General features: G+C 56.8%; 18 protein-coding genes and 1 tRNA gene. 9 read left to right on the top strand and 10 right to left on the bottom strand.

Going from position 1 to position 19,740, the window contains the following annotated elements:
* Positions 1–3: 3 nt before the first annotated feature.
* From ABIE59_RS18515 to ABIE59_RS18535, 5 genes are all read right to left on the bottom strand, one after another.
* Positions 4–525, bottom strand: a complete 522-nt coding sequence (locus ABIE59_RS18515) for an HmuY family protein (RefSeq protein WP_354449199.1) — start codon at positions 523–525, stop codon at positions 4–6.
* The gene (locus ABIE59_RS18520) at positions 452–1,129 is read right to left on the bottom strand and encodes an HmuY family protein (RefSeq protein WP_354449175.1); all 678 of its coding nucleotides are present in this window, start codon (positions 1,127–1,129) and stop codon (positions 452–454) included. The genes ABIE59_RS18515 and ABIE59_RS18520 overlap by 74 nt, the downstream gene beginning before the upstream one ends.
* 37 nt (positions 1,130–1,166) lie before the next feature.
* Positions 1,167–3,170: a TonB-dependent receptor plug domain-containing protein gene (locus ABIE59_RS18525; RefSeq protein WP_354449177.1), complete on the bottom strand. Its 2,004-nt coding sequence runs from the start codon at positions 3,168–3,170 to the stop codon at positions 1,167–1,169.
* Positions 3,171–3,309: 139 nt separating this feature from the next.
* Entirely contained in the window at positions 3,310–3,807 is a 498-nt protein-coding gene (secB, locus tag ABIE59_RS18530) for a protein-export chaperone SecB (RefSeq protein ID WP_058090491.1), read from the bottom strand.
* A 132-nt stretch (positions 3,808–3,939) separates the two neighbouring features.
* Positions 3,940–4,356 carry a rhodanese-like domain-containing protein gene (locus ABIE59_RS18535; RefSeq protein WP_061332982.1) on the bottom strand — a complete coding sequence of 139 codons (417 nt, stop codon included), beginning with the start codon at positions 4,354–4,356 and terminating at the stop codon, positions 3,940–3,942.
* A 216-nt stretch (positions 4,357–4,572) separates the two neighbouring features.
* Here ABIE59_RS18535 and gpmI point away from each other — a divergent pair, with 216 nt between their 5' ends.
* The 4 genes from gpmI to ABIE59_RS18555 all read left to right on the top strand — a co-directional run bounded on the left by gpmI (position 4,573) and on the right by ABIE59_RS18555 (position 9,840).
* Entirely contained in the window at positions 4,573–6,120 is a 1,548-nt protein-coding gene (gene gpmI / locus ABIE59_RS18540) for a 2,3-bisphosphoglycerate-independent phosphoglycerate mutase (RefSeq protein ID WP_354449195.1), read from the top strand.
* A 20-nt stretch (positions 6,121–6,140) separates the two neighbouring features.
* Positions 6,141–7,277: a murein hydrolase activator EnvC family protein gene (locus ABIE59_RS18545; protein ID WP_354449180.1), complete on the top strand. Its 1,137-nt coding sequence runs from the start codon at positions 6,141–6,143 to the stop codon at positions 7,275–7,277.
* Positions 7,278–7,630: 353 nt separating this feature from the next.
* Positions 7,631–9,025: a S41 family peptidase gene (locus ABIE59_RS18550; RefSeq protein ID WP_354449182.1), complete on the top strand. Its 1,395-nt coding sequence runs from the start codon at positions 7,631–7,633 to the stop codon at positions 9,023–9,025.
* 32 nt (positions 9,026–9,057) lie between these two features.
* Positions 9,058–9,840, top strand: coding sequence for a divergent polysaccharide deacetylase family protein (locus ABIE59_RS18555; RefSeq protein WP_354449197.1), 783 nt, complete (start codon positions 9,058–9,060; stop codon positions 9,838–9,840).
* 3 nt (positions 9,841–9,843) lie between these two features.
* Here ABIE59_RS18555 and hisF read toward each other — a convergent pair whose 3' ends face one another.
* The 5 genes from hisF to ABIE59_RS18580 all read right to left on the bottom strand — a co-directional run bounded on the left by hisF (position 9,844) and on the right by ABIE59_RS18580 (position 13,404).
* The gene (gene hisF / locus ABIE59_RS18560; RefSeq protein ID WP_072676352.1) at positions 9,844–10,617 is read right to left on the bottom strand and encodes an imidazole glycerol phosphate synthase subunit HisF; all 774 of its coding nucleotides are present in this window, start codon (positions 10,615–10,617) and stop codon (positions 9,844–9,846) included.
* Positions 10,618–10,626: 9 nt separating this feature from the next.
* Positions 10,627–11,364 (bottom strand): 1-(5-phosphoribosyl)-5-[(5-phosphoribosylamino)methylideneamino]imidazole-4-carboxamide isomerase, encoded by a 738-nt coding sequence (gene hisA, locus ABIE59_RS18565; RefSeq protein WP_058090485.1) that lies wholly within the window; start codon positions 11,362–11,364, stop codon positions 10,627–10,629.
* Between the two features lie 209 nt (positions 11,365–11,573).
* On the bottom strand, positions 11,574–12,215 hold the full coding sequence (gene hisH / locus ABIE59_RS18570; protein WP_230715568.1) for an imidazole glycerol phosphate synthase subunit HisH: 642 nt from the start codon (positions 12,213–12,215) through the stop codon (positions 11,574–11,576).
* Positions 12,216–12,242: 27 nt separating this feature from the next.
* Complete coding sequence (gene hisB / locus ABIE59_RS18575; protein ID WP_058090483.1) at positions 12,243–12,836, bottom strand: imidazoleglycerol-phosphate dehydratase HisB; 594 nt, start codon at positions 12,834–12,836, stop codon at positions 12,243–12,245.
* Between the two features lie 106 nt (positions 12,837–12,942).
* Entirely contained in the window at positions 12,943–13,404 is a 462-nt protein-coding gene (locus ABIE59_RS18580; protein ID WP_354449185.1) for an SRPBCC family protein, read from the bottom strand.
* A gap of 193 nt (positions 13,405–13,597) precedes the next feature.
* On the opposite strand from ABIE59_RS18580, the gene ABIE59_RS18585 reads away from it, so the two are divergent.
* The 5 genes from ABIE59_RS18585 (at position 13,598) to ABIE59_RS18605 (ending at position 18,644) form a co-directional block, all read left to right on the top strand.
* On the top strand, positions 13,598–15,772 hold the full coding sequence (locus ABIE59_RS18585) for an AsmA family protein (protein WP_354449187.1): 2,175 nt from the start codon (positions 13,598–13,600) through the stop codon (positions 15,770–15,772).
* Positions 15,769–16,833, top strand: a complete 1,065-nt coding sequence (gene mutY / locus ABIE59_RS18590) for an A/G-specific adenine glycosylase (protein WP_354449189.1) — start codon at positions 15,769–15,771, stop codon at positions 16,831–16,833. Before ABIE59_RS18585 ends, mutY begins: the two co-directional genes overlap by 4 nt.
* An 83-nt stretch (positions 16,834–16,916) precedes the next feature.
* Positions 16,917–17,189: an oxidative damage protection protein gene (locus ABIE59_RS18595; RefSeq protein ID WP_354449191.1), complete on the top strand. Its 273-nt coding sequence runs from the start codon at positions 16,917–16,919 to the stop codon at positions 17,187–17,189.
* A 118-nt stretch (positions 17,190–17,307) separates the two neighbouring features.
* Positions 17,308–17,383 (top strand) — tRNA-Phe (locus ABIE59_RS18600).
* 256 nt (positions 17,384–17,639) lie between these two features.
* A complete protein-coding gene (locus ABIE59_RS18605; protein WP_041656482.1) occupies positions 17,640–18,644 on the top strand; it encodes a tyrosine-type recombinase/integrase in 1,005 nt (334 codons plus the stop codon).
* Positions 18,645–19,740: the final 1,096 nt, after the last annotated feature.

A 19,740-nucleotide genomic window follows, 5' to 3' on the forward strand; every position in this document is an offset into this window, starting at 1 on the left:
GACTTACTCCTCGGCTTGCTGAAGTTCCACCGGCAACCAACGCACCGTAGGCTGCCCGCTGGTTCCGTTCTGGTCGTAGTATCCGACGATCTGCAACGCCCAGACCGTGGACTCAGGATCATCAGCCTCCGCCTTAATCAGAAAGGTTCGGAAGTTGGGCCAGATTTTGTGTTGGTTGGTCAGGTTGTAGGCGTACCAGGTGTTATCCGTGAATACCCCGCCGGTTGAGTCCGTGTTGTAGAGCTGGGGAACACCCGGATCGCTGTCATTGGCGGCAAGTTCGCTCCAGGTCATCGGGTCGGAGGCCCCGCCTTTACCGGCGCCAGACACACCGCTGTTGGATTTCAGGTACCAGTCCCGACCAGAGAAGCCGACCTGGACGTCCCAGTTGTCGCTGGTATCACAATCAACAACGGCATCTGAGTCAAAATCGAAGCATACGTCGCCGCCGTCATAGCCTGCAGGGGGGTGTGAATGTGACTGGTGTGGTGCTGAATTGCGACGCGCCAGAGGCCTGCACGTCAAACTCCAGTGTGAAATCCTCAATACCTTGTCCTCCGCGGGTCGGGAAATTGAAGTCGACAACCCGCATTCGGGCATAGCTATTTCCCTCGGCAGAACGCACCAGATAGCCAACATCGTCTGCCTCGCTGATCACGCCCGTGGCAAAATCATATTGAGACCAGGTATCTGAGGCCCCAAATGCACTGGCAAAGGCATCCTCCTGCCAGCTAGCCGGCTCTTCAAGAATGCCCAGCAAGTGCTCCTGCTCGGAGTTGGCGGTCGCGTTGGTGAACATATTCGCGACGGGGTCGCCATTACCATCGTAAAAATCGTCCTGGGCAATAGCCAGAGCACCGACAACACTGCCGGTTCCGGAGGCACCGCTGTTCACCCTGAAACTCAAACGGTTGGCGGCAATGTGCCAGTCGCCACCTTCCTCCACCATCGCTCCGGTTTCCAGATTGAGGTAGACGGTCTCCGTTGCCGCGGGCAGCAACTGCTCGGAAAAATCGCTGACATTATCTGCATCGTCCTCCGCGATGGAGTTGTCACTACCTCCACCACAGGCCGTCAGAGCCAGGGTAGCCAGCACAACGGCCAGAGGCCTGTTATCGAAAAGTTCCATGGATGTCTCCTTCATATGTTTTTCGGGTGTTCGGGCATCATTGGCCAAAGGAAACCGTTAGCCCGGCGTAGAGGAAACGCCCGGCAACCGGTCTGAAATCTTCACTGGCATTGGAAAAATCACGCTGTTCGCCGCTAATGTTCTCGGCTCCGGCGAACAATCGAAGCTGGTCGGAGAACTGGTAGTTCAACTTCAGGTCGGCCGTTGCATACCCCGGGGACTCGGTTCCTGAGGCCGCATTCACGAACTCTTCACTCTGGTACCGAAGCCTCGCACTCCAGGACAATCCGGGCAGCCAAAGCGGACCATCCAGCCCGAGGCGTACCTGATGCCTCGGGCGGCGATTAAGCTCATCGCCTGTTGCCACGTCTTCGGTTCGGGTCAGGGTATAGCCGGCGGTGAGTCGCCAGTGCTCAGAGGGTTCCCAGCCAGCCGTGGTCTCGAATCCCCAGGTTCTTGCCTCGGCAAGGTTTTCATAGGAGAAGACCTGAACTCCGTCGTTCCGCGCCTCGGTAGCCTCGGCATCCGGCGAGGTCTGGATCAGTTGCTCGATGTCATTAAAGAAGGCGTTGGCTTCCAGCCATGCAGACCGGTTCCAGGACAGGCCTCCTCCAAACTGGTAGCTGACGGATTGCTCCGGCTCCAGATCAGGCGTCCCCTGCACGATGTAGCCAAGCTGACTGTGGTCAAAAGTGAAGTGCCGCTCCTTGAGATTCGGCACCCGATATCCAGCGCCGACACCAGCGCGGAGGAAGCCGGTCAGAGAATCAGTCCGGATCAGGTCGTAGCGCGCATTGATCTTGGGGGCGGTGTGGGTTCCGAAATCGGAGTCATTCTGGAAACGGACGCCGGGCACCAACTCAAGATTCGCGGTGGGCATCCAGGTGTCCTGAACCCAGACCTCCTGGCTCTCACGCTGTCGGCGAGGCTCAGCACCCAGTTCGGAAGCGCCGTCCTTGGTCTGCTTGAGGGTTTCGCGGTTAACATCGACACCAGCCTGCAAGTGATGACCGAGCCCCACCGGCTTGCCCAAATGGGCAGAAAAACGAGACAGAGTAGATTCGGCACGACGGTCATCAAAGACACTGCTGGCCGTGTATTTCAAGGTATCGTCGTTGAGGGTCTCATGGACAGCGGCCCAACCGGCACGCAGATCTGAATTGCGACCATGATCGCCAGCCAGGGTATAGCGGGTGCGAGTGACTGTCTCATCCTTACCCTGATTGATAACAAAAGGCGGGTTGCGTTCGGTAAACCGTGACCCGGACTCCTCTTCGAATCGGGCGACCGCAGCGCTCAGCCGGTGGTTGCTGTTTGGAAACCAGTCAGTGCGGAAGCTAAGGTCGGTTCGGTCGTATTCATCGCCCGGTCGTGCCCAGGTCTCTGGCCGCGGGTCGATGCCATCGGAATGCTGGTGTGATGCGGATAATCGAAGGGCCAGCTGTTCATTGCCACCCTGGACCGAGGCTCGGGCCGAATATCGCGCGGGGTCGGCGTCACGCCCAGAAGGGTTCTGATCGCCATAGGTACCGACGTCGGCGGTGAAACGACCAGAGAACCCGGAAGCTGGCGGACGGGTGATGATGTTGACCACCCCACCGATACCGGCACTGCCGTATTGAGCAGACACAGCTCCCTTGACCACTTCGACACGCTCGATATCAAGGACAGCCAACTGACTGACATCAACGGATGAACCGGTCGTCGCCGTCATCGGCATACCATCGATCAGCACCAGGACCCGGTCAGCCTCAATTCCCTGCAACCAAACCTCATACCCGGGTTTCCCGTGAACCTCCCGCAGCTGAACCCCGGGCACGTTCTCCAGCGCTTCTTTCATGCTCCGGGCGTGAGTTTTCTCAAGTTCCTTCGCGGTGACGACCTCGGTGCGCACAGGAGTGTCCAGCAACTGACGCTCCGTTCTCGTTCCAGTGACAACCAGCTCATCCAGATACAAGGCCTCGGCAATCAGGTTGCCGGAACTTCCCAAAAGCAAAAGGAACAGCAACCACCGCCCGAGAACACACTTCGAATTCAACATAACACACACCAATAATCGTAATGCGAACGATTATTGTTTTGTTTCAGAAAAAGATCAACCCCTTTGATTGATGAATATCAAGCGCGCACAAAAAAACCGGCCTCAGCCGGTTTTTTCATATTTCCAGAAAACCAAACGTTTAGTGAGTCTGCTCTTCCTTGGCCTCACCTGCCGCCTCTTCCTGCTTGCGCTTCAGCGCCTGGGCGTAAATCGCGTCAAAGTTCACCGGCGCCAGCATCAGGGCCGGGAAACTGCCCTTGTTGACGATACCGTCGATGGCTTCGCGGGCGTAGGGGAACAGAATAGTCGGGCAGTAAGCGCCCAGCATCTGACCGAGCTGCGGGCCTTCAATGCCAGACACCATGAATACACCGGCCTGCTGGATCTCAACGATGTAGGCAACCTTCTCGCCGACCTTGGCAGTCACGGTCAGCGACAGCACCACTTCATACTGATTATCACTGATCTTGTTGTGGGCGGTATTCAGATCCAGGTTCACCTGCGGCTTCCACTGCTCCTGAAACACCAAGGGAGCGTTCGGGGACTCAAAAGACAGGTCCTTCACATAAATGCGCTGAAGGGCAAACTGGGGTTGGTTCTGGTTTTCGGTGCCTGCGGCTTGCTGATTCTCAGCCATGATCAGTCCTTTCGTTCTGGTAAAAAGGGCAACAGCCCGTTGTTATGGTCACGTGAGCCGAAACAGTCTACTGCGTGGTCCCGGCAGGTAATGTGAAACAGTGCGACAGATCGGCAATCAGATCAAGCCCTGTTACTTTTTCACCAGCGGCAGATTGCTGGCTCTCCAATCGGTGATACCGCCATTCAGGCGCACCACATTGGTATAGCCCTCTGCATTCAACTGTTTGACCGCCATGGCCGAATGCTGGCCCATCTTGTCCGCCACAATGATCTGCTTGTCTTTGAACTTGCTCAATTCATTGGCTCGGCTCTTGAGGCTGTTCAGAGGGATATTGATGGAGCCGGTGATACGACCTTCGCCGAATTCCTTGCGATCGCGGATATCCACCACTACCGCCTCGTCCTTGTTGATCAGCGTAACCGCACCCTGAGCCGAGATTTTGGTGCCGCCCCGACGGGACTCCAGCACCAGAATGGCCACCAGGAATGCCACGAACAGTGATACCAGAATGTAATGATTGACTACGAATTCAAACAAGCGGTCCATGAAACTACCCTGAAAATTTGATTTGGCGGGATTATACACACCCCTAACGACTCAAAGAAGGCAAGTGTCCCCGCCGGTTGGCTGCAAACCCGAGCTCCAAACCATAGCGCCAATACATAATACCGATGTATGCCCTTACGTGGCCTGCGCAAATGAAAACGGTTACAATCTGACCCACTTTAAATTCGCTACTTTCGCAATCAACCGGACGAAATGATGACCGAGACGCGCAAGCCCACTGCACTGATTATTCTCGACGGCTGGGGCCACCGGGACCCGGCTGAAGATAATGCCATTTCCAATGCCCAGACTCCGTTCTGGGACAAGCTCTGGCAGAGTCAGCCCAAGACCCTGATCAACACCTCAGGAATGTTTGTGGGCCTGCCCCAGGGCCAGATGGGCAACTCCGAAGTGGGCCATATGAACCTGGGTGCCGGCCGGGTGGTCTACCAGAGCCTGACGCGTATCGACAAGGACCTCGAAGACGGCAAGTTCCAGAGCAACGAAGCCCTGTGCAACGCCATTGACAAAGCCGCGGCCAATGGCAAGGCCGTTCACATCATGGGCCTGTTGTCTCCCGGCGGCGTACACAGCCACGAAGACCACATTCTGGCGGCCGCCGAGCTTGCGGCTGCTCGAGGCGCCAAAGAAGTATACATCCATGCCTTTCTGGACGGCCGCGACATGCCCCCGCGTAGCGCCCGCCCGTCCCTGGAAAAAGCCGCTACCAAACTGAAAGCCCTGGGCGTTGGCCGGGTAGCCACTATCGTGGGCCGATACTTCGCCATGGACCGCGACAACCGCTGGGATCGGGTGGAAGCCGCCTATAACGCCATGACGCTGGGCGAAGCCGAGTTTACCTTTGAAGATCCGGTTACCGCCCTTGACCAGGCCTACGAGCGGGGCGAGAACGACGAATTCGTAAAAGCCACCCACATTCGCGCCGAAGGCCAGCCGGAAGGCACCATCAACGATGGCGACTCTGTGTTGTTCATGAACTTCCGGGCCGACCGCGCACGGGAAATGACCCGTACCTTCGTGGAGCAGGGCTTCGACGGTTTTGATCGCCGCAAACACCCTGCACTGGCCGACTTTGTGATGTTGACCGAGTACGCAGCCGACATCAAAACCTCCTGCGCCTACCCGCCCGAACAGCTCACCAACGGCCTTGGCGAATACATGGCAACCCTGGGTAAGACCCAGTTGCGCATTGCCGAAACTGAAAAGTACGCCCATGTGACGTTCTTCTTCAACGGCGGCCTGGAAACCCCGTTTGCCGGTGAAGATCGCATTCTGGTGCCTTCCCCGAAAGTAGCGACTTACGACCTGCAGCCAGAGATGAGCGCACCAGAAGTGACCGACAAACTGGTGGAAGCCATCAAGAGCGGCAAATACGATCTGATCGTGTGCAACTACGCTAATGGCGATATGGTTGGCCATACCGGCAAACTGGATGCCGCCATCAAAGCCGCAGAGTGCCTGGACAAATGTGTACAACGGGTGGTGGAAGCCCTGGATGAAGTAGGAGGCGAAGCACTGATCACCGCCGACCACGGCAACTGTGAACAGATGACCGACCCGACCTCTGGCCAGGTACATACTTCCCATACCATCGGCCCGGTACCACTGGTCTACACCGGTCCCCGCAAGGTCACCCTCAAGGATGACGGCAGCCTTTCCGATATTGCACCGACCTTGCTGGCACTGATGGGCGACGATCAACCCAAGGAAATGTCCGGGCACAGCCTGGTCGATTTCGTCTGATCCGGCCGCTGGCAAACGTGTTGTCTCGGCTCGCCGTACTGGTGTTGGCCCTCGCGTTGGGGGCCACACCGCTGCTTGCCCAACAGGAAGTCACGCCGGCCCAGGTGGAAGCGCTGAAAAAGCGTATTGCCACCATCGACAAATGGTTGGTCAGCGCCGAGAGGAATCGATCAGACCTGGAAAAACAGCTGGTTGCCACCGAGCGCAGAATCAGTGAGCTGACCCGTGAACGCCGCGAACTTCGGGCCAGGGCGGACGACCAGCAGAAACGGCTGTCTGAACTGCAGAAACAGGAAAACGAGCTGGCCGAGACCCTCGAAAAACAACGGGACAGTTTGAAGAAGCAGATACGTGCTGCCTGGATGGAAGGCGATGCACCCGCCCTGAAGGTTCTGCTCAATGAAATCGAGCCGGGCATGATCGCCCGCACCCTGACCTATTACGAATACCTCAGCAAAGATACCGTTGAACGACTGGAAGCCTTCCAGGCCAGCCTCCAGGAACTCAAAGCTGCCCGCGCGGCAGTCCAGGCCAGCCGGGTAGAGCTCGCAACGACCGAAAGCAATCTCGAACAGCGCCAGCAGCAACTGGCAAGCACCCGCAAGGAACGGGAACAAACCCTGGCGGCCCTGAATGCCGACATCCGCACCCGCCGCGGCGAGCGGGATGATCTGGAAGCAGACCGCAAGCGGCTGGAGCGGCTACTGGAAGAAGTTCAGGAAGCCATTGCCAGCATTCCGGCACCCAACGAGTCGCGCCCCTTCAAATCGCTGCGCAACCGCCTGCCCTGGCCTGTCCAGGGTAGGGTTGTGAGCAACTATGGCGCAACCTATGCCGATGGCAAGCTTCGCCGTAATGGTCTCATCATGAACACCTCCGAAGAAGCCGAGGTAAAAGCCGTCCACTATGGCCGGGTGGTCTTCGCCAACTGGCTGCGCGGCTTTGGTCTGATAACGATCATCGACCATGGGGATGGCTATATGACATTGTACGGCCACAGCAGCAGCCTGTTCACCGCCCCTGGAGACTGGGTGGGTGCAGGGGAAACCATTGCCCTGGCCGGGCGCACCGGTGGTACGGAAGATCCGGCGGTGTATTTTGAAGTGCGCCAGAATGGCAAACCGGTCAACCCCCGCAGCTGGCTTGGCAAACCCTGAACCAAAGGGCTGACAAACACCGCGCCGGGCGCCATACTGTCGGGAGCCTAGTGTCCCGTCTGGCTAATTCCTTAATCTACTGAGCTTCTGAGAAGCCGAAGAGCTAGGCGTGCTGGTGAAGGTTTGGTGGTTCCAAATCGAGACAGCAGAACGACGCTTTTCGGCTTCTCAGAAGCTCCCGAAGGGCTTGCCTCTGAGGACTCTGAGCCGGTGTTGTCAGTCCTTGATGTGGAACCACCACATCTGCAGACTGACGCCTTGGTCAGAGTCCTCAGAGGCAAGCAGTAGATTAAGGAATTAGCCAGACGGGACACTAGCTGGTCCAACTTGCGGAAACACAACAGGATATGTGAATGAAACGGGTCAGAAGTACACTCCAGATCTCACCACTGCGCGCCATCGCAATTGCCACCTGTTGTCTGGTCGCCCCCGGCCTGGCTGTTGCGCAAGACCAGGAAGCCCAGACCCAGCGGATCCTGGAAGGTATCCAAAACGGCGAGCGGGTACAAATCCAGCTCCCTGACCCGGAAGAACAGCTACCCCTGGATGATCTGAGGAAGTTCACCGAAGTCTTCAGCCGCATCAAAGCGGCTTACGTTGAAGAGGTCTCTGACCGGAAGCTGCTCGAAAGTGCCATCAAAGGCATGCTGTCTGACCTGGATCCCCATTCCACCTACCTGGCCCCCAAAGACTACGAGGAGCTGGAAGAAAGCACCTCCGGCGAGTTTGGCGGCCTGGGCATTGAAGTGGGCATGGAAAACGGTTTCGTAAAAGTCATTGCCCCGATTGACGACACCCCAGCCCAGAAAGCCGGTGTACTGGCCGGCGACCTGATCATCAAGCTGGACGAAAAACCGGTTAAAGGCATGTCGCTGGAAGAGGCCGTCAAACTGATGCGCGGCAAACCCGGTACAGTACTGACCCTGACCATCATGCGGGAGGGCGAAAGCGCCCCGATCGAGATCGACGTTACCCGCGATGTCATCAAGGTAACCAGCGTTAAATCCCGGATGATTGAAAACGGTTACGGCTATGTGCGGATTACCCAGTTCCAGGCCGAAACCGGACGGCAGTTCCGCCAGGCCCTGACCAAACTGGAAGAAGAATACGGCGGAGACCTGGATGGCCTGATTATCGACGTTCGCAACAATCCGGGCGGCGTATTGCAGGCAGCCGTCGAAACGGCAGACGCCTTGCTGGATGAAGGACTGATTGTTTACACCGAGGGACGCATCCAGAGCTCGCGGCTGCGCTTCAGCGCCAAAGCCGGCGACATCATGGAAGGCACACCTATCGTCGTTCTGATCAACGGCGGCTCCGCTTCTGCCTCGGAAATTCTGGCGGGTGCGTTGCAGGACCACGGCCGGGCGGTAATCATGGGCACCAAATCCTTTGGTAAAGGCAGCGTTCAAACCGTCATTCCTCTGGATGAAACCCACGCCATCAAGATGACAACTGCCCGCTACTACACCCCGGAGGGCCGTTCTATACAGGCCACGGGCATCAAGCCAGACATCGAAGTGCGCCCTGCTGAGCTGACCGAGCTTGATGGCCGCCCCTTCTTTACCGAGGCAGACCTGAGCGGTCATCTTGAAGGCCAGGATGAAGAGCGCGATCGCAAGGAGCGGCAGCAACAGGCTGAAACCCCGGCATCCGCAGCGGAGCGGGATTATCAGCTACGTTCCGCGCTGAATCTGCTGAAAGGCATGAACATTCTTAACCGGCGGGACCGGGGCAAAAATCAGTGACGCTATTGAAAACCGTTATTCTGCTCGCCGGCCTGATCGTCGGGCCAGCAGCCTTTGCCGCGAGCCCCGGGGGTGACAGGTACCCACCGACGATCGCGATCATCATTGATGATATGGGGCACAACCTGTATGAGGGTCAGCGGCTGGCGAAAATGGAACAGCCGCTGACACTGGCCTTCCTGCCCTACCGCAAACATACTACTTCCCTTGCGAAACTTGCTTACCAGCAGAACAAGGAAATCATGCTGCATGCGCCGATGGCCAATACCCGGCACTTTGGCCTGGGGCCCGGCGGGCTTACACCGGATATGGACGAAGCAACGCTGACCAAAACCTTGAGGCGCTCACTGCAGTCCATCCCCCATGTAAGCGGCGTTAACAATCACATGGGCAGCCTGCTGACCCAGCAGTTGCAACCGATGGACTGGGTTATGAAAGAGTTGAATCGCTACCCGGTGTACTTTGTTGATAGCCGCACCATCGCCAACTCGATCGCCGGCAGGGTTGCCGATGCCTACCGGATTCCCAGTCTTACCCGGGATGTATTCCTGGACCACGAACAAACCGAAGAGTTTGTAGACCAGCAGTTTCAGCTACTGATCAAAACCGCCAAAGAAAAAGGCACGGCCATCGGCATTGGCCACCCCCATAAAGTGACCGTGGACTACCTCGAAAAGCACTTGCCGGAACTGGATGCCCAGGGCATTGCGGTCGCTACCGTCAGCGGTATCTGGGCCATGCGCAATGGCAATCGGGAGATGTTTGCGGAAGGCGAGAAGCAGGCCATTCGGCCTGCCTATGCAAAGCAGGATTAACGGTTAATCCCGAACTTCGATACCCTGGGCCTTCATAAAGGCCTTGGCCTCGGGAATGGTGTGCTGGCCGAAGTGAAAAATGGAGGCTGCCAGTACCGCATCTGCACCACCCTGAGTAACGCCATCCGCCAGATGCTGCAGCTCACCCACACCACCTGAGGCAATCACCGGCACCGCCACGGCATCACTGATGGCGCGAGTCAGGCCCAGATCAAAACCAATCTTGGTGCCATCCCGGTCCATGCTGGTCAGCAGCAACTCGCCAGCGCCCAGATCCACCATTTTCTTCGCCCATTCCACCGCATCCAGCCCGGTGGGCTTGCGGCCACCGTGGGTAAAAATTTCCCAGCGGGGCTCTTCGCCTTCTGCGCTGACGCGCTTGGCGTCAATGGCCACTACGATGCACTGACGACCGAAACGTTCGGCAGCTTCTTTTACGAATTCCGGGTTGAATACCGCGGCAGTGTTGATAGACACCTTGTCAGCACCGGCATTCAGCAGCTTGCGTATGTCGTCTACCGTGCGCACGCCGCCGCCCACGGTCAGCGGGATAAACACTTCTGCCGCCATGCGCTCTACAGTTTCGTAGGTAGTATCGCGGCTTTCGCTGCTGGCAGTAATATCCAGGAAGGTGATTTCGTCTGCGCCCTGCTCGTTGTAGCGGCGAGCCACTTCAACAGGATCGCCGGCATCGCGGATATCCACGAAGTTGACGCCTTTAACCACACGGCCTTTGTCCACGTCCAGGCAGGGGATGATGCGTTTTGCCAGTGCCATGATCGGTCCTCAGTTTTTCAGGCTGTCGCAGTAGGCTTGCGCTTCGGCCACATCCAGGGTGCCTTCGTAGATGGCACGGCCGGTGATGGCGCCGATCACGCCTTTGTCAGCCACGGTGGCCAGGCGCTTGAGGTCGTCCATGTTGGTGACGCCGCCGGAGGCGATCACCGGGATGCCGCCCTCTTCCGCCAGCTTGGCGGTGGCTTCCACGTTCACGCCCTGCATCATGCCGTCGCGGGCGATGTCGGTGTAGACAATGGAGGACACGCCGTCGTTGGCGAAGCGCTTGGCGAGGTCTACGGCCATGACTTCGGAGACTTCGGCCCAGCCGTCGGTGGCTACGCGGCCGTCTTTGGCGTCCAGGCCGACGATGATGTGGCCGGGGAATTCTTTGCACATTTCGGTGACGAATTCGGGCTCTTTAACGGCTTTGGTGCCGATGATGACCCACTGTACGCCGGCCTTGAGGTAGGCTTCGATGGTGTCGGCGGAGCGGATGCCGCCACCGATCTGGATGGGCAAGTTCGGGTATTTCACGGCAATGGCTTTGACGATTTCGCCGTTGACGGGCTCGCCGGCGAAGGCACCATTAAGGTCGACCAGGTGCAGGCGGCGGGCGCCGGCGTTGACCCATTTGGTGGCCATGTCGACGGGGTCGTCACCGAATACGGTGGAGTCTTCCATGCGGCCTTGGCGCAGTCTTACGCATTTGCCGTCTTTCAGGTCGATAGCGGGGATAATCAGCATTTTGTTCTTCCTCGGAGTTTGCCGTATGGGAGATGGCCGCCCGCCCGCTGCTACGGGGAGAGCCCTCCGGGACACGCTGTGAATACGTCCTTGTACGCTTGACTGCAGCATCCCTGCTGCAGACAGTCCCGGAGGGCTCTCCCCGCATCAGCGGGCTACTCGTTTCTTGCCCGCAAAATCATCCGAGCAGCAACGAACGAGTTTCTCCCTCAGCTTTTTCCAGTCCAGTTCGTGAAGTTTTCTAACAACTGCAGGCCTGCCCGGGCGCTTTTCTCCGGGTGGAACTGCGCTGCAAATATGTTGTCTCTTGCCACCGCTGCCGCCAGGTCGACACCGTAACGGGTGCGGCCGGCCATGTCGGCGTTGCCGTCGGCTTCGGCGTAGTAGCTGTGCACAAAGTAGAAGCGGTCGCCGTCCGGGATGTTGTGCCAGAGCGGGTGGTCTACGGTGTGATACACCTGGTTCCAGCCCATGTGGGGCACTTTCAGGCGTTCGCCGTTTTCGGTGAGGTTGTCACCGAAGTAGCGGACTTCGGACGGGAACAGGCCGATGCCTTCCACGCCGCCGTTTTCTTCGCTGCGGGCCATCAATGCCTGCATGCCGACGCAGATGCCGAGGAACGGGCGGTCCTGGGAGACTTCTTTGACGAGTTCGACCACGCCCAAACGGTGCATTTCGGCCATGCAGTCGCGGATGGCGCCAACGCCGGGCAGGATCACCCGGTCGGCTTCGCGGATTTTGGCGGCATCGTCTGTAACCAGTACGGTGCAGTCCGGGGCCACGTGCTCTACGGCTTTGCGGGCTGAATGCAGGTTGCCCATGCCGTAGTCGATGATGGCGACGGTCTTCATGGTGGTTCTGTTCCTTTCGGTAACCGGTTACAGGGCGCCTTTGGTGGACGGGGTGATACCCGCCATGCGCTCGTCCATTTCAATCGCCATGCGCAGTGCGCGGCCGAAGGCTTTGAACACGGTTTCGATCTGGTGGTGGGTGTTCTTGCCCTTCAGATTGTCGATGTGCAGGGTCACCATGGAGTGGTTGACGAAGCCCTGGAAGAACTCGGCAAACAGGTCTACATCAAACCCGCCGACGCTGGCGCGGGTGTAGGGTACGTCCATGAGCAATCCGGGGCGGCCGGAGAGGTCGATGACCACGCGGGACAGGGCTTCGTCCAGGGGTACGTAGGCGTGGCCATAGCGACGGATGCCTTTTTTGTCGCCCACCGCCTGCTTGAAAGCCTGGCCCAGGGTGATGCCGATGTCTTCCACGGTGTGGTGGTCGTCGATGTGCAGGTCGCCCTTGCAGGTGATGTCCAGGTCTACCAGGCCGTGGCGGGCAATCTGGTCCATCATGTGCTCAAGGAAGGGCACGCCGGTGTCAAAGCAGGCTTTGCCGGTGCCATCGAGGTTGATCTCGACAGAGATCTGGGTTTCAAGGGTATTTCGCTCTACCCGAGCCTTGCGTTCAGCCATGGAGACTCCGTCTAGAAAACAGGCTTGCTACTGTAAAATTTCAATTCGCAGATTATACCCGTTAACACAGCCGGAGTCCCGCAACCGCATCAATCGCCCTGATAGCTCAGAACGCGTTCTTCAGGTTGTTCATGTAGGTGTCTACAAGGCTGTTGAACTCGTGCTTGATGACCGGGCTGATGGCCAGCTTGAGCAGGCTCGGCAGCGGCACCGTCAGCTGTGCGCTGGTCTGAAAACGCACTTTGGTTGAGTTGTCGCCATTGGCAGTGAGGGTCCAGGCACCACTGACCACGCCGTTACCCTCGCCTTTTACCGGCTCCCAGGTAATCTTGCCGTTGCCTTTGTCTGCGTGATAGGTGCAGGCATACACAGACTGGATGGCGTGCTTGTCGACACCCACTTTTTCCATTTCCCAGCGGTAGGCGTTACCACCGAGGTCAACCAGCTTGTCTACTTTCGGGAAGTGGCTGGCAGATTTGGGGACGTCTGCCAACAGATCGAATACTTCGTTATAGCCTGCCGGAATCTCCAGGTCCCGGTTCAGCTCAATCGATACGGTAATGGCCACAGCCGACTCCTTCTTATGCTTATTTGTGTGCCGGGCATGCGCACCGGCTCCGGAAAAAGGGGTATTTTGAACCAAGACTAACGCATTGTCATATTCCTGCACTGTTAATTTACTAACCCTGCGTTATCCTTTGGGTTATTCATCCGTAATAGTCAGGTACCACACCCTGCCGGGAAGACAAGGAACTCGTACCATGAAAGTTATCCGCTATGCGCTTTACGCCGTGATCGCCCTGATTGTACTGGCGGTCGCCGCTGTTGCCATTGCTGTTGCCGTGATCAATCCGAATGATTACAAACCCCAGATTGAGGCTGCGGTTGAGAAACACACCAACCTGGACCTTATCCTGGAAGGCGACATTGGCTGGTCTTTTATTCCCCTGGGCCTTGAGCTGAACGATGTCGAGGCAACTCTGGAAGGCGAGCGCCTGGTTGCGCTGGAGCGGCTGGTCGCCCAGATTGATTTCTGGTCGCTGATTGCCATGGCGCCAAGGGTAAATACCTTCCTGCTGGATGGCCTGGATGCGCGACTGGTGGTGAATGAGCAGGGCGAAGGTAACTGGACACGCATCATGCCCGAAGGTGAACCCGCCGAGGCGCCTGAACAGGCGGCAGCGGAGCCAGACACAGCATCCGAGGAAGCCGCGGGCGGCGAGATGCTCGACTTCAACGTTGAGAACATCGAAATCACCAATGCCCGGGTTCACTACAACGACCTGAGCACCGGCCAGTCCGTGACCCTGGAAGATTTCACGGTTTCCGCCAGCAATATCACCCTGGGCTCGGAATTCCCCCTCGATATTCGCTTCAAGGTGGAAACTGCCCAACCGCAATTTGCCGTTGATGGCAGCATCAGTGCCCGCGTGAACGCTAATCAGGCCCTGAACGAGTTTGCGGTTTCCGGCCTCAAGGCAGTCTTTGACATGAACGGCGAACCTTTCGGTGGCAAATCCGTGAAGGCGGAGGTGGCCGGATCGCTGCAGGCCAACCTGGAGGAGGAAACCGCCTCTCTGAACGACTTCACCGCCAGCCTGGCTAACCTGAAGCTGAGCACCAATCTGAACGTTAAAGGTTTTGGCGATCAGCCGGCACTGGATGGCCGCCTGGAGATTGCCAGCTTCTCGCTCAAGCAACTCCTGAACAATCTGGGCCAGCCGGCGATAGAAACCGAAGATCCGGATGTGCTCAAAGCCATTGCACTGTCCACCAACCTTGGCGGTCAGCCGGGCACCGTTGCCCTGAGCGATCTTAAAATCACCCTGGATGACACCACCTTCAACGGTGGCGGCAGCTACAACCTGACCAACGGTGGGCTGACCTTCAATCTTCAGGGCGACAAGATCAACGCCGACCGCTACCTCCCGCCAGCTACCGATGAAGATGAAGCGGCACCGCAGCAAACCGCCGAAGCGGGCCCGGAAGGCGACCTGTTGCCACTGGAAACCATTCGCGACCTGTTGCTGGATATCGATTTTGGCCTGGGCGAGCTGATCATCAGCAACCTGACTATCAACGAGATCAAGGCCAGCACCACCGCCAAAGACGGCCTGCTGCAAGTGGATGAGTTCAGCGGCAAGCTCTATGACGGCAGCTTCGGCGCCAACGTCACCATCGATGCCCGTACCGACAACCCAAAATGGCGAGTTCGCTCTGACGTGACCAGCGTTAAAACACTGCCCTTGCTCACCGATCTGGCAGAAGTGGACATGCTGTCTGGCGCCGCCAACCTGAAAGTGGCTGTCGACACCAACGGCAACCGCGTCTCAGCCCTGCGCAGCAATGCCAAAGGCGAGATCAGCTTTAATCTGGCCGAGGGCATGCTGCGCAACATGAACCTGACCCGCATGGCCTGCCAGGGCATTGCGTTGGCCAACCAGGATTCACTGAGCACTTCTGACTGGGGCGAGCACACTCCGTTCAACGATATGCGCGGCACCCTGAAAATTGATGGCAACACCCTGAACAACACCGACCTGGTTGCCGCACTCGCCGGTATGCGGCTGGAAGGCGATGGCACGGTAGACATGGAGCAGAGCCAACTGGATTACGAACTGGGACTCAGAATTGTGGGCGAGATTCACCGTGACAATGCCTGCCGGGTAACCGAATACGTACAGAACGTGGTAATTCCTGTGGAATGCCGTGGCAATTTCGTTGAGAACCCCGCAGGCCTGTGCTCATTCGACGGATCACGTTTCCGTGACACCCTGAAAGACATCGCCGCCAACGCGGCTCGAGCAAAGGTTCGGGAAGAGACAGATCGCGCCAAGCAGCGGGCCGAGGAGAAGGCTCGCGAGGAAATCGACAAGCGCCTGGGCGAAGATGGCGAGCGTGTGCGGGATGCCGTTCGGGGGCTTTTCAACCGATGAGCGACCGGTTCGCCGACCAGCTGCTGGCGTGGTACGACCAACACGGCAGGCACAACCTGCCGTGGCACCATAACCGCAACGCCTACCGGGTGTGGGTCTCTGAGATCATGCTTCAACAGACCCAGGTCACCACGGTGATTCCCTACTTCGAAGCCTTCATGGCGAGCTTTCCAGATGTGCATGCCCTGGCCGCCGCACCGGAAGACGATGTGCTCAGCCACTGGTCTGGCCTGGGCTACTATGCCCGCGCACGCAACCTGCACAAAGCCGCGAAACAGGTGGTTGAGGAATTCGGCGGCGAGTTCCCCTGCGATCAAGAGCAACTCGAATCCCTCACCGGCATTGGCCGCTCAACCGCCGCCGCCATCATTGCCCAAGCCTTCGGAAAACGGGCCACCATTCTGGACGGCAACGTAAAACGGGTTCTTGCCCGCTATCACGCCGTACCCGGCTGGCCAGGGCAAACCCAGGTGCTCAACACACTCTGGGAACACGCCGAAACGCATACGCCCGATGACCGGGCCAGAGACTACACCCAGGCGATCATGGACCTGGGCGCCATGGTCTGCACCCGCAGCAAGCCCGCCTGCGACAGCTGCCCTATCAGCGATGGCTGTGCAGCCAGAGCCCACAACGAGGTGAAGCTCTACCCTGGTTCAAAACCGAAGAAAGCCAAACCGGAAAAAACCACCTGGATGCTGATCCTGGAAGACGGCGACGGCCGCATTCTGTTGGAGCGCCGGCCTCCCAGCGGCATCTGGGGCGGTCTATGGAGCCTGCCGGAGCTGGACCCGGCCTACGGCTCGGAGGAACTGCAGGAAGCCTGCGAGAAAGAACTGGGCATCACCTGCCAGGACCCGGACCTGATCAGCGGCTTTCGGCACACCTTCAGCCATTACCACCTGCACATCCAACCTGCGCGACTGCCAGTCATAGACGTATCCGGCATTGCCGATTCCGACAGGCATCGCTGGCTACATCGCGATGAAGCATTGTCCCTGGGCTTACCTGCCCCCATTCGCACCCTGCTGACAGAACCGGAGCAAACCGCCCTGCTCTGACCCCAGCAATTGCCGATGCTCAAGTCACACCCGGAATTGATCTGTTATCATTCGCCAAACTGAACATCAACACAGGAGCCGCCATGAGCCGCACCGTATTCTGCCGCAAATACCAGAAAGAAATGGAAGGCCTGGCCATGCCCCCCATGCCCGGCCCCAAAGGCCAGGAGATCTATGACAACGTCTCCAAGCAGGCCTGGGAAGAATGGCAGAACCAGCAGACCATGCTGATCAATGAAAAGCACCTGAGCATGATGGATCCGAACAACCGGAAATACCTTCAGGCCCAGATGGAACGCTTCTTCAACAACGAGCCGTTCGACAAGGCTGAAGGCTACGTACCACCGGGAAAATAACCAAACTGATCAAGGCCTGAACAACCGGAAAAGATTCTGAAAATTTTTGCCGGGCGGCCTTGACTACCCAACCCTAAACCGGTTTAATAGCGCCCCGTTGCAGCACATAGCTCAACACGCCCGGATAGCTCAGTTGGTAGAGCAGGGGATTGAAAATCCCCGTGTCGGTGGTTCGATTCCGCCTCCGGGCACCATTTCCTCCCTCCCCAGAAATGCGTAACCCACTGTTTTAAAAGACTAATGATCGATTAAGATCAACCAATGTCGTGTACGGAACGTACAAATGTAACCCATTGATTTTCCTAAATCGGGAAAAATCTGGTAAAACTCGTCACGACACAATCACGACTCGCCCCACCCTTTCCTAATATCTCCCAGGCCGTAATTTATGGGCGTAAGCCCCTTTCCGCTGGCCTGCGCATTTGGTTTTCTAATGTGAGGAGATATTCAGTGGCAAGTTTCAAAAAAACCACTACCGGTTGGCGAGCCGATGTTTTCAAGAAAGGAGTCCGCAGATCGAAAACCTTTCGATCTAAACGAGACGCTATAGCCTGGTCGAACCAGGTCGAGTACGAAATCGAAAGTGGCCATCACACTCCAGGTGCCGCACCCGCAAATGCCAGAATGCACGACGTGCTTAAACGTTATCGAGATGACATCTCTCCAAAGAAACGTGGGGCCCGTTGGGAAATCACCAGACTCAACCAGATGATGCGGGATCCACTTCTTGCAGATGTGAGGCTTGTGGATGTTGGGCCGCGGCATTTTTCGGCATGGCGGGACGCACGAATGAAAAAAGTCTCTGGCTCCACTGTCAATCGAGAGTTCAACTTGTTGACGCATGCCTGCAAGCTGGCTTGGCGCGAATGGCAGTGGCTGACAGAACACCCCATGGCCGGAGTCTCAAGGCCGCCGGAAAATAAGCCTCGTGACAGGGTGATCGCTCCAACAGAAATTGAAGCCTACCTTAAGGCCAGTGGTTTCAGCTTCAGCTCCCCACCAAAAACAGTATTGAGTCGAGTCGGAGCAATGTTTCTATTTGCCTCTGAGACAGCGATGCGGGGTGGTGAAATCTGCAATATGAAAGTCGCGGATATCGATTTCAACAAACGCGTTGTTTACATCCCGGAAACAAAAACGGGCGTACCTAGATGGGTACCACTCTCGAAAAAAGCGGTTCAGGTGTTAAACCACGTCCTGGATTACACGGGCGGATCGCAAACTGTTTTCTCCGTTACCTCACGGCAGCGAGACGCCCTTTCGCGAAAAATCATGACAAAAGCTAGACTCGAGGGCATCCATTTCCACGACACACGGCGAACTGCTCTCACGAGGCTGGCGCAAAAATTTGGACCGATGGAGCTGGCCAAAATTTCTGGTCACAAGGATCTAAAAATTCTGCAATCAGTTTACTACGCGCCAGATCCTTCGGATTTGGTGCAAAAACTCGACTAGTTGATGCCTCGATCTGCTCCTTAAGCCGTTAGAATCGGACTGAGGAGCAGGCTACAGCGGCTCAAAATCACGCCCTGCACCAACTAAAATTACCATTTGAGGCTATTATGGTTCCCAGTTTATCCATCATTCTAGCGATTTTTTTAATCGCTATATCGCTTGGTGTCACTGCCATCTATGGAGCAATTCGATGGCATTACAGGGACGTCTATCGTGCAGAAAAAACGACCCAACACGGAACGTATAGGTAGATATTTCCACCTTTATTCTTGTAATTTTCTGAGAAAACCACAGTAGTTTCCGATTCAAAACCCACTAGAAACTGCGGAGGAAACCGTAACAAAACCGCCGTTTTTATCCTTCATATTCGTCCAAAATGGTGCTCATTTTTTCAGAATAACGAGTTGAAAAATCGTGGTTTTTACCCTCAGATTGCGACCAAAAACAGTTGTCGGAGCGCCACGCTGTTTTCCAGAGAGGACTTGGAACCACGCCCGAATTTTTCACCTCACTTTTTTAAGGGACTGTGCGGTTTTTAAATGTCTTATTTGGCTCCAAGGGGTCGCGTTTCCACATGACATATTTAGTATGGCGACTATCCGTTTTGTAAATCGCTTATAGCCCCTCAAAAATAGCCGTTTCCTCGCACCCAATTATATGCAAATTGCAACCATATATCTTGCTGACCTTACCAATTGCCATCCGAGCTATCGTGTAATCTGAGGCAAATATTTTTTGCAAAGAAAACGGGGGGTAACTACATGCTCCAACTAACGCGTGTAAATTCCTCCACCCCGTATCCACCTAGAAACCGGTGCGAACGGAGGAACAACATGCAACATCCAACCTCAGGTCTTGAACTAGCAGACACAGAGCTCCCTCAGAATCTGGAGCAGCTGTGCAAATTCTTTCTGTCAATGTTAGAGGCTGATAAACCAAGCCCAGACTCTCAGCTATGGACATCATCTGACGTAGCCAAATTTTTGCAAGTAAGCGAGGCCATGTCACCGCCGGAGTAATACTGACCCACTAGCGCCGACTTAAAATTGACCCACCTGAGGCAAAATGGCCGCCTAACAAACTGACCAGGGCGGCG

Origin of the sequence: Marinobacter sp. MBR-99 (genome assembly GCF_040547575.1) — a bacterium.
Taxonomy (GTDB): domain Bacteria; phylum Pseudomonadota; class Gammaproteobacteria; order Pseudomonadales; family Oleiphilaceae; genus Marinobacter.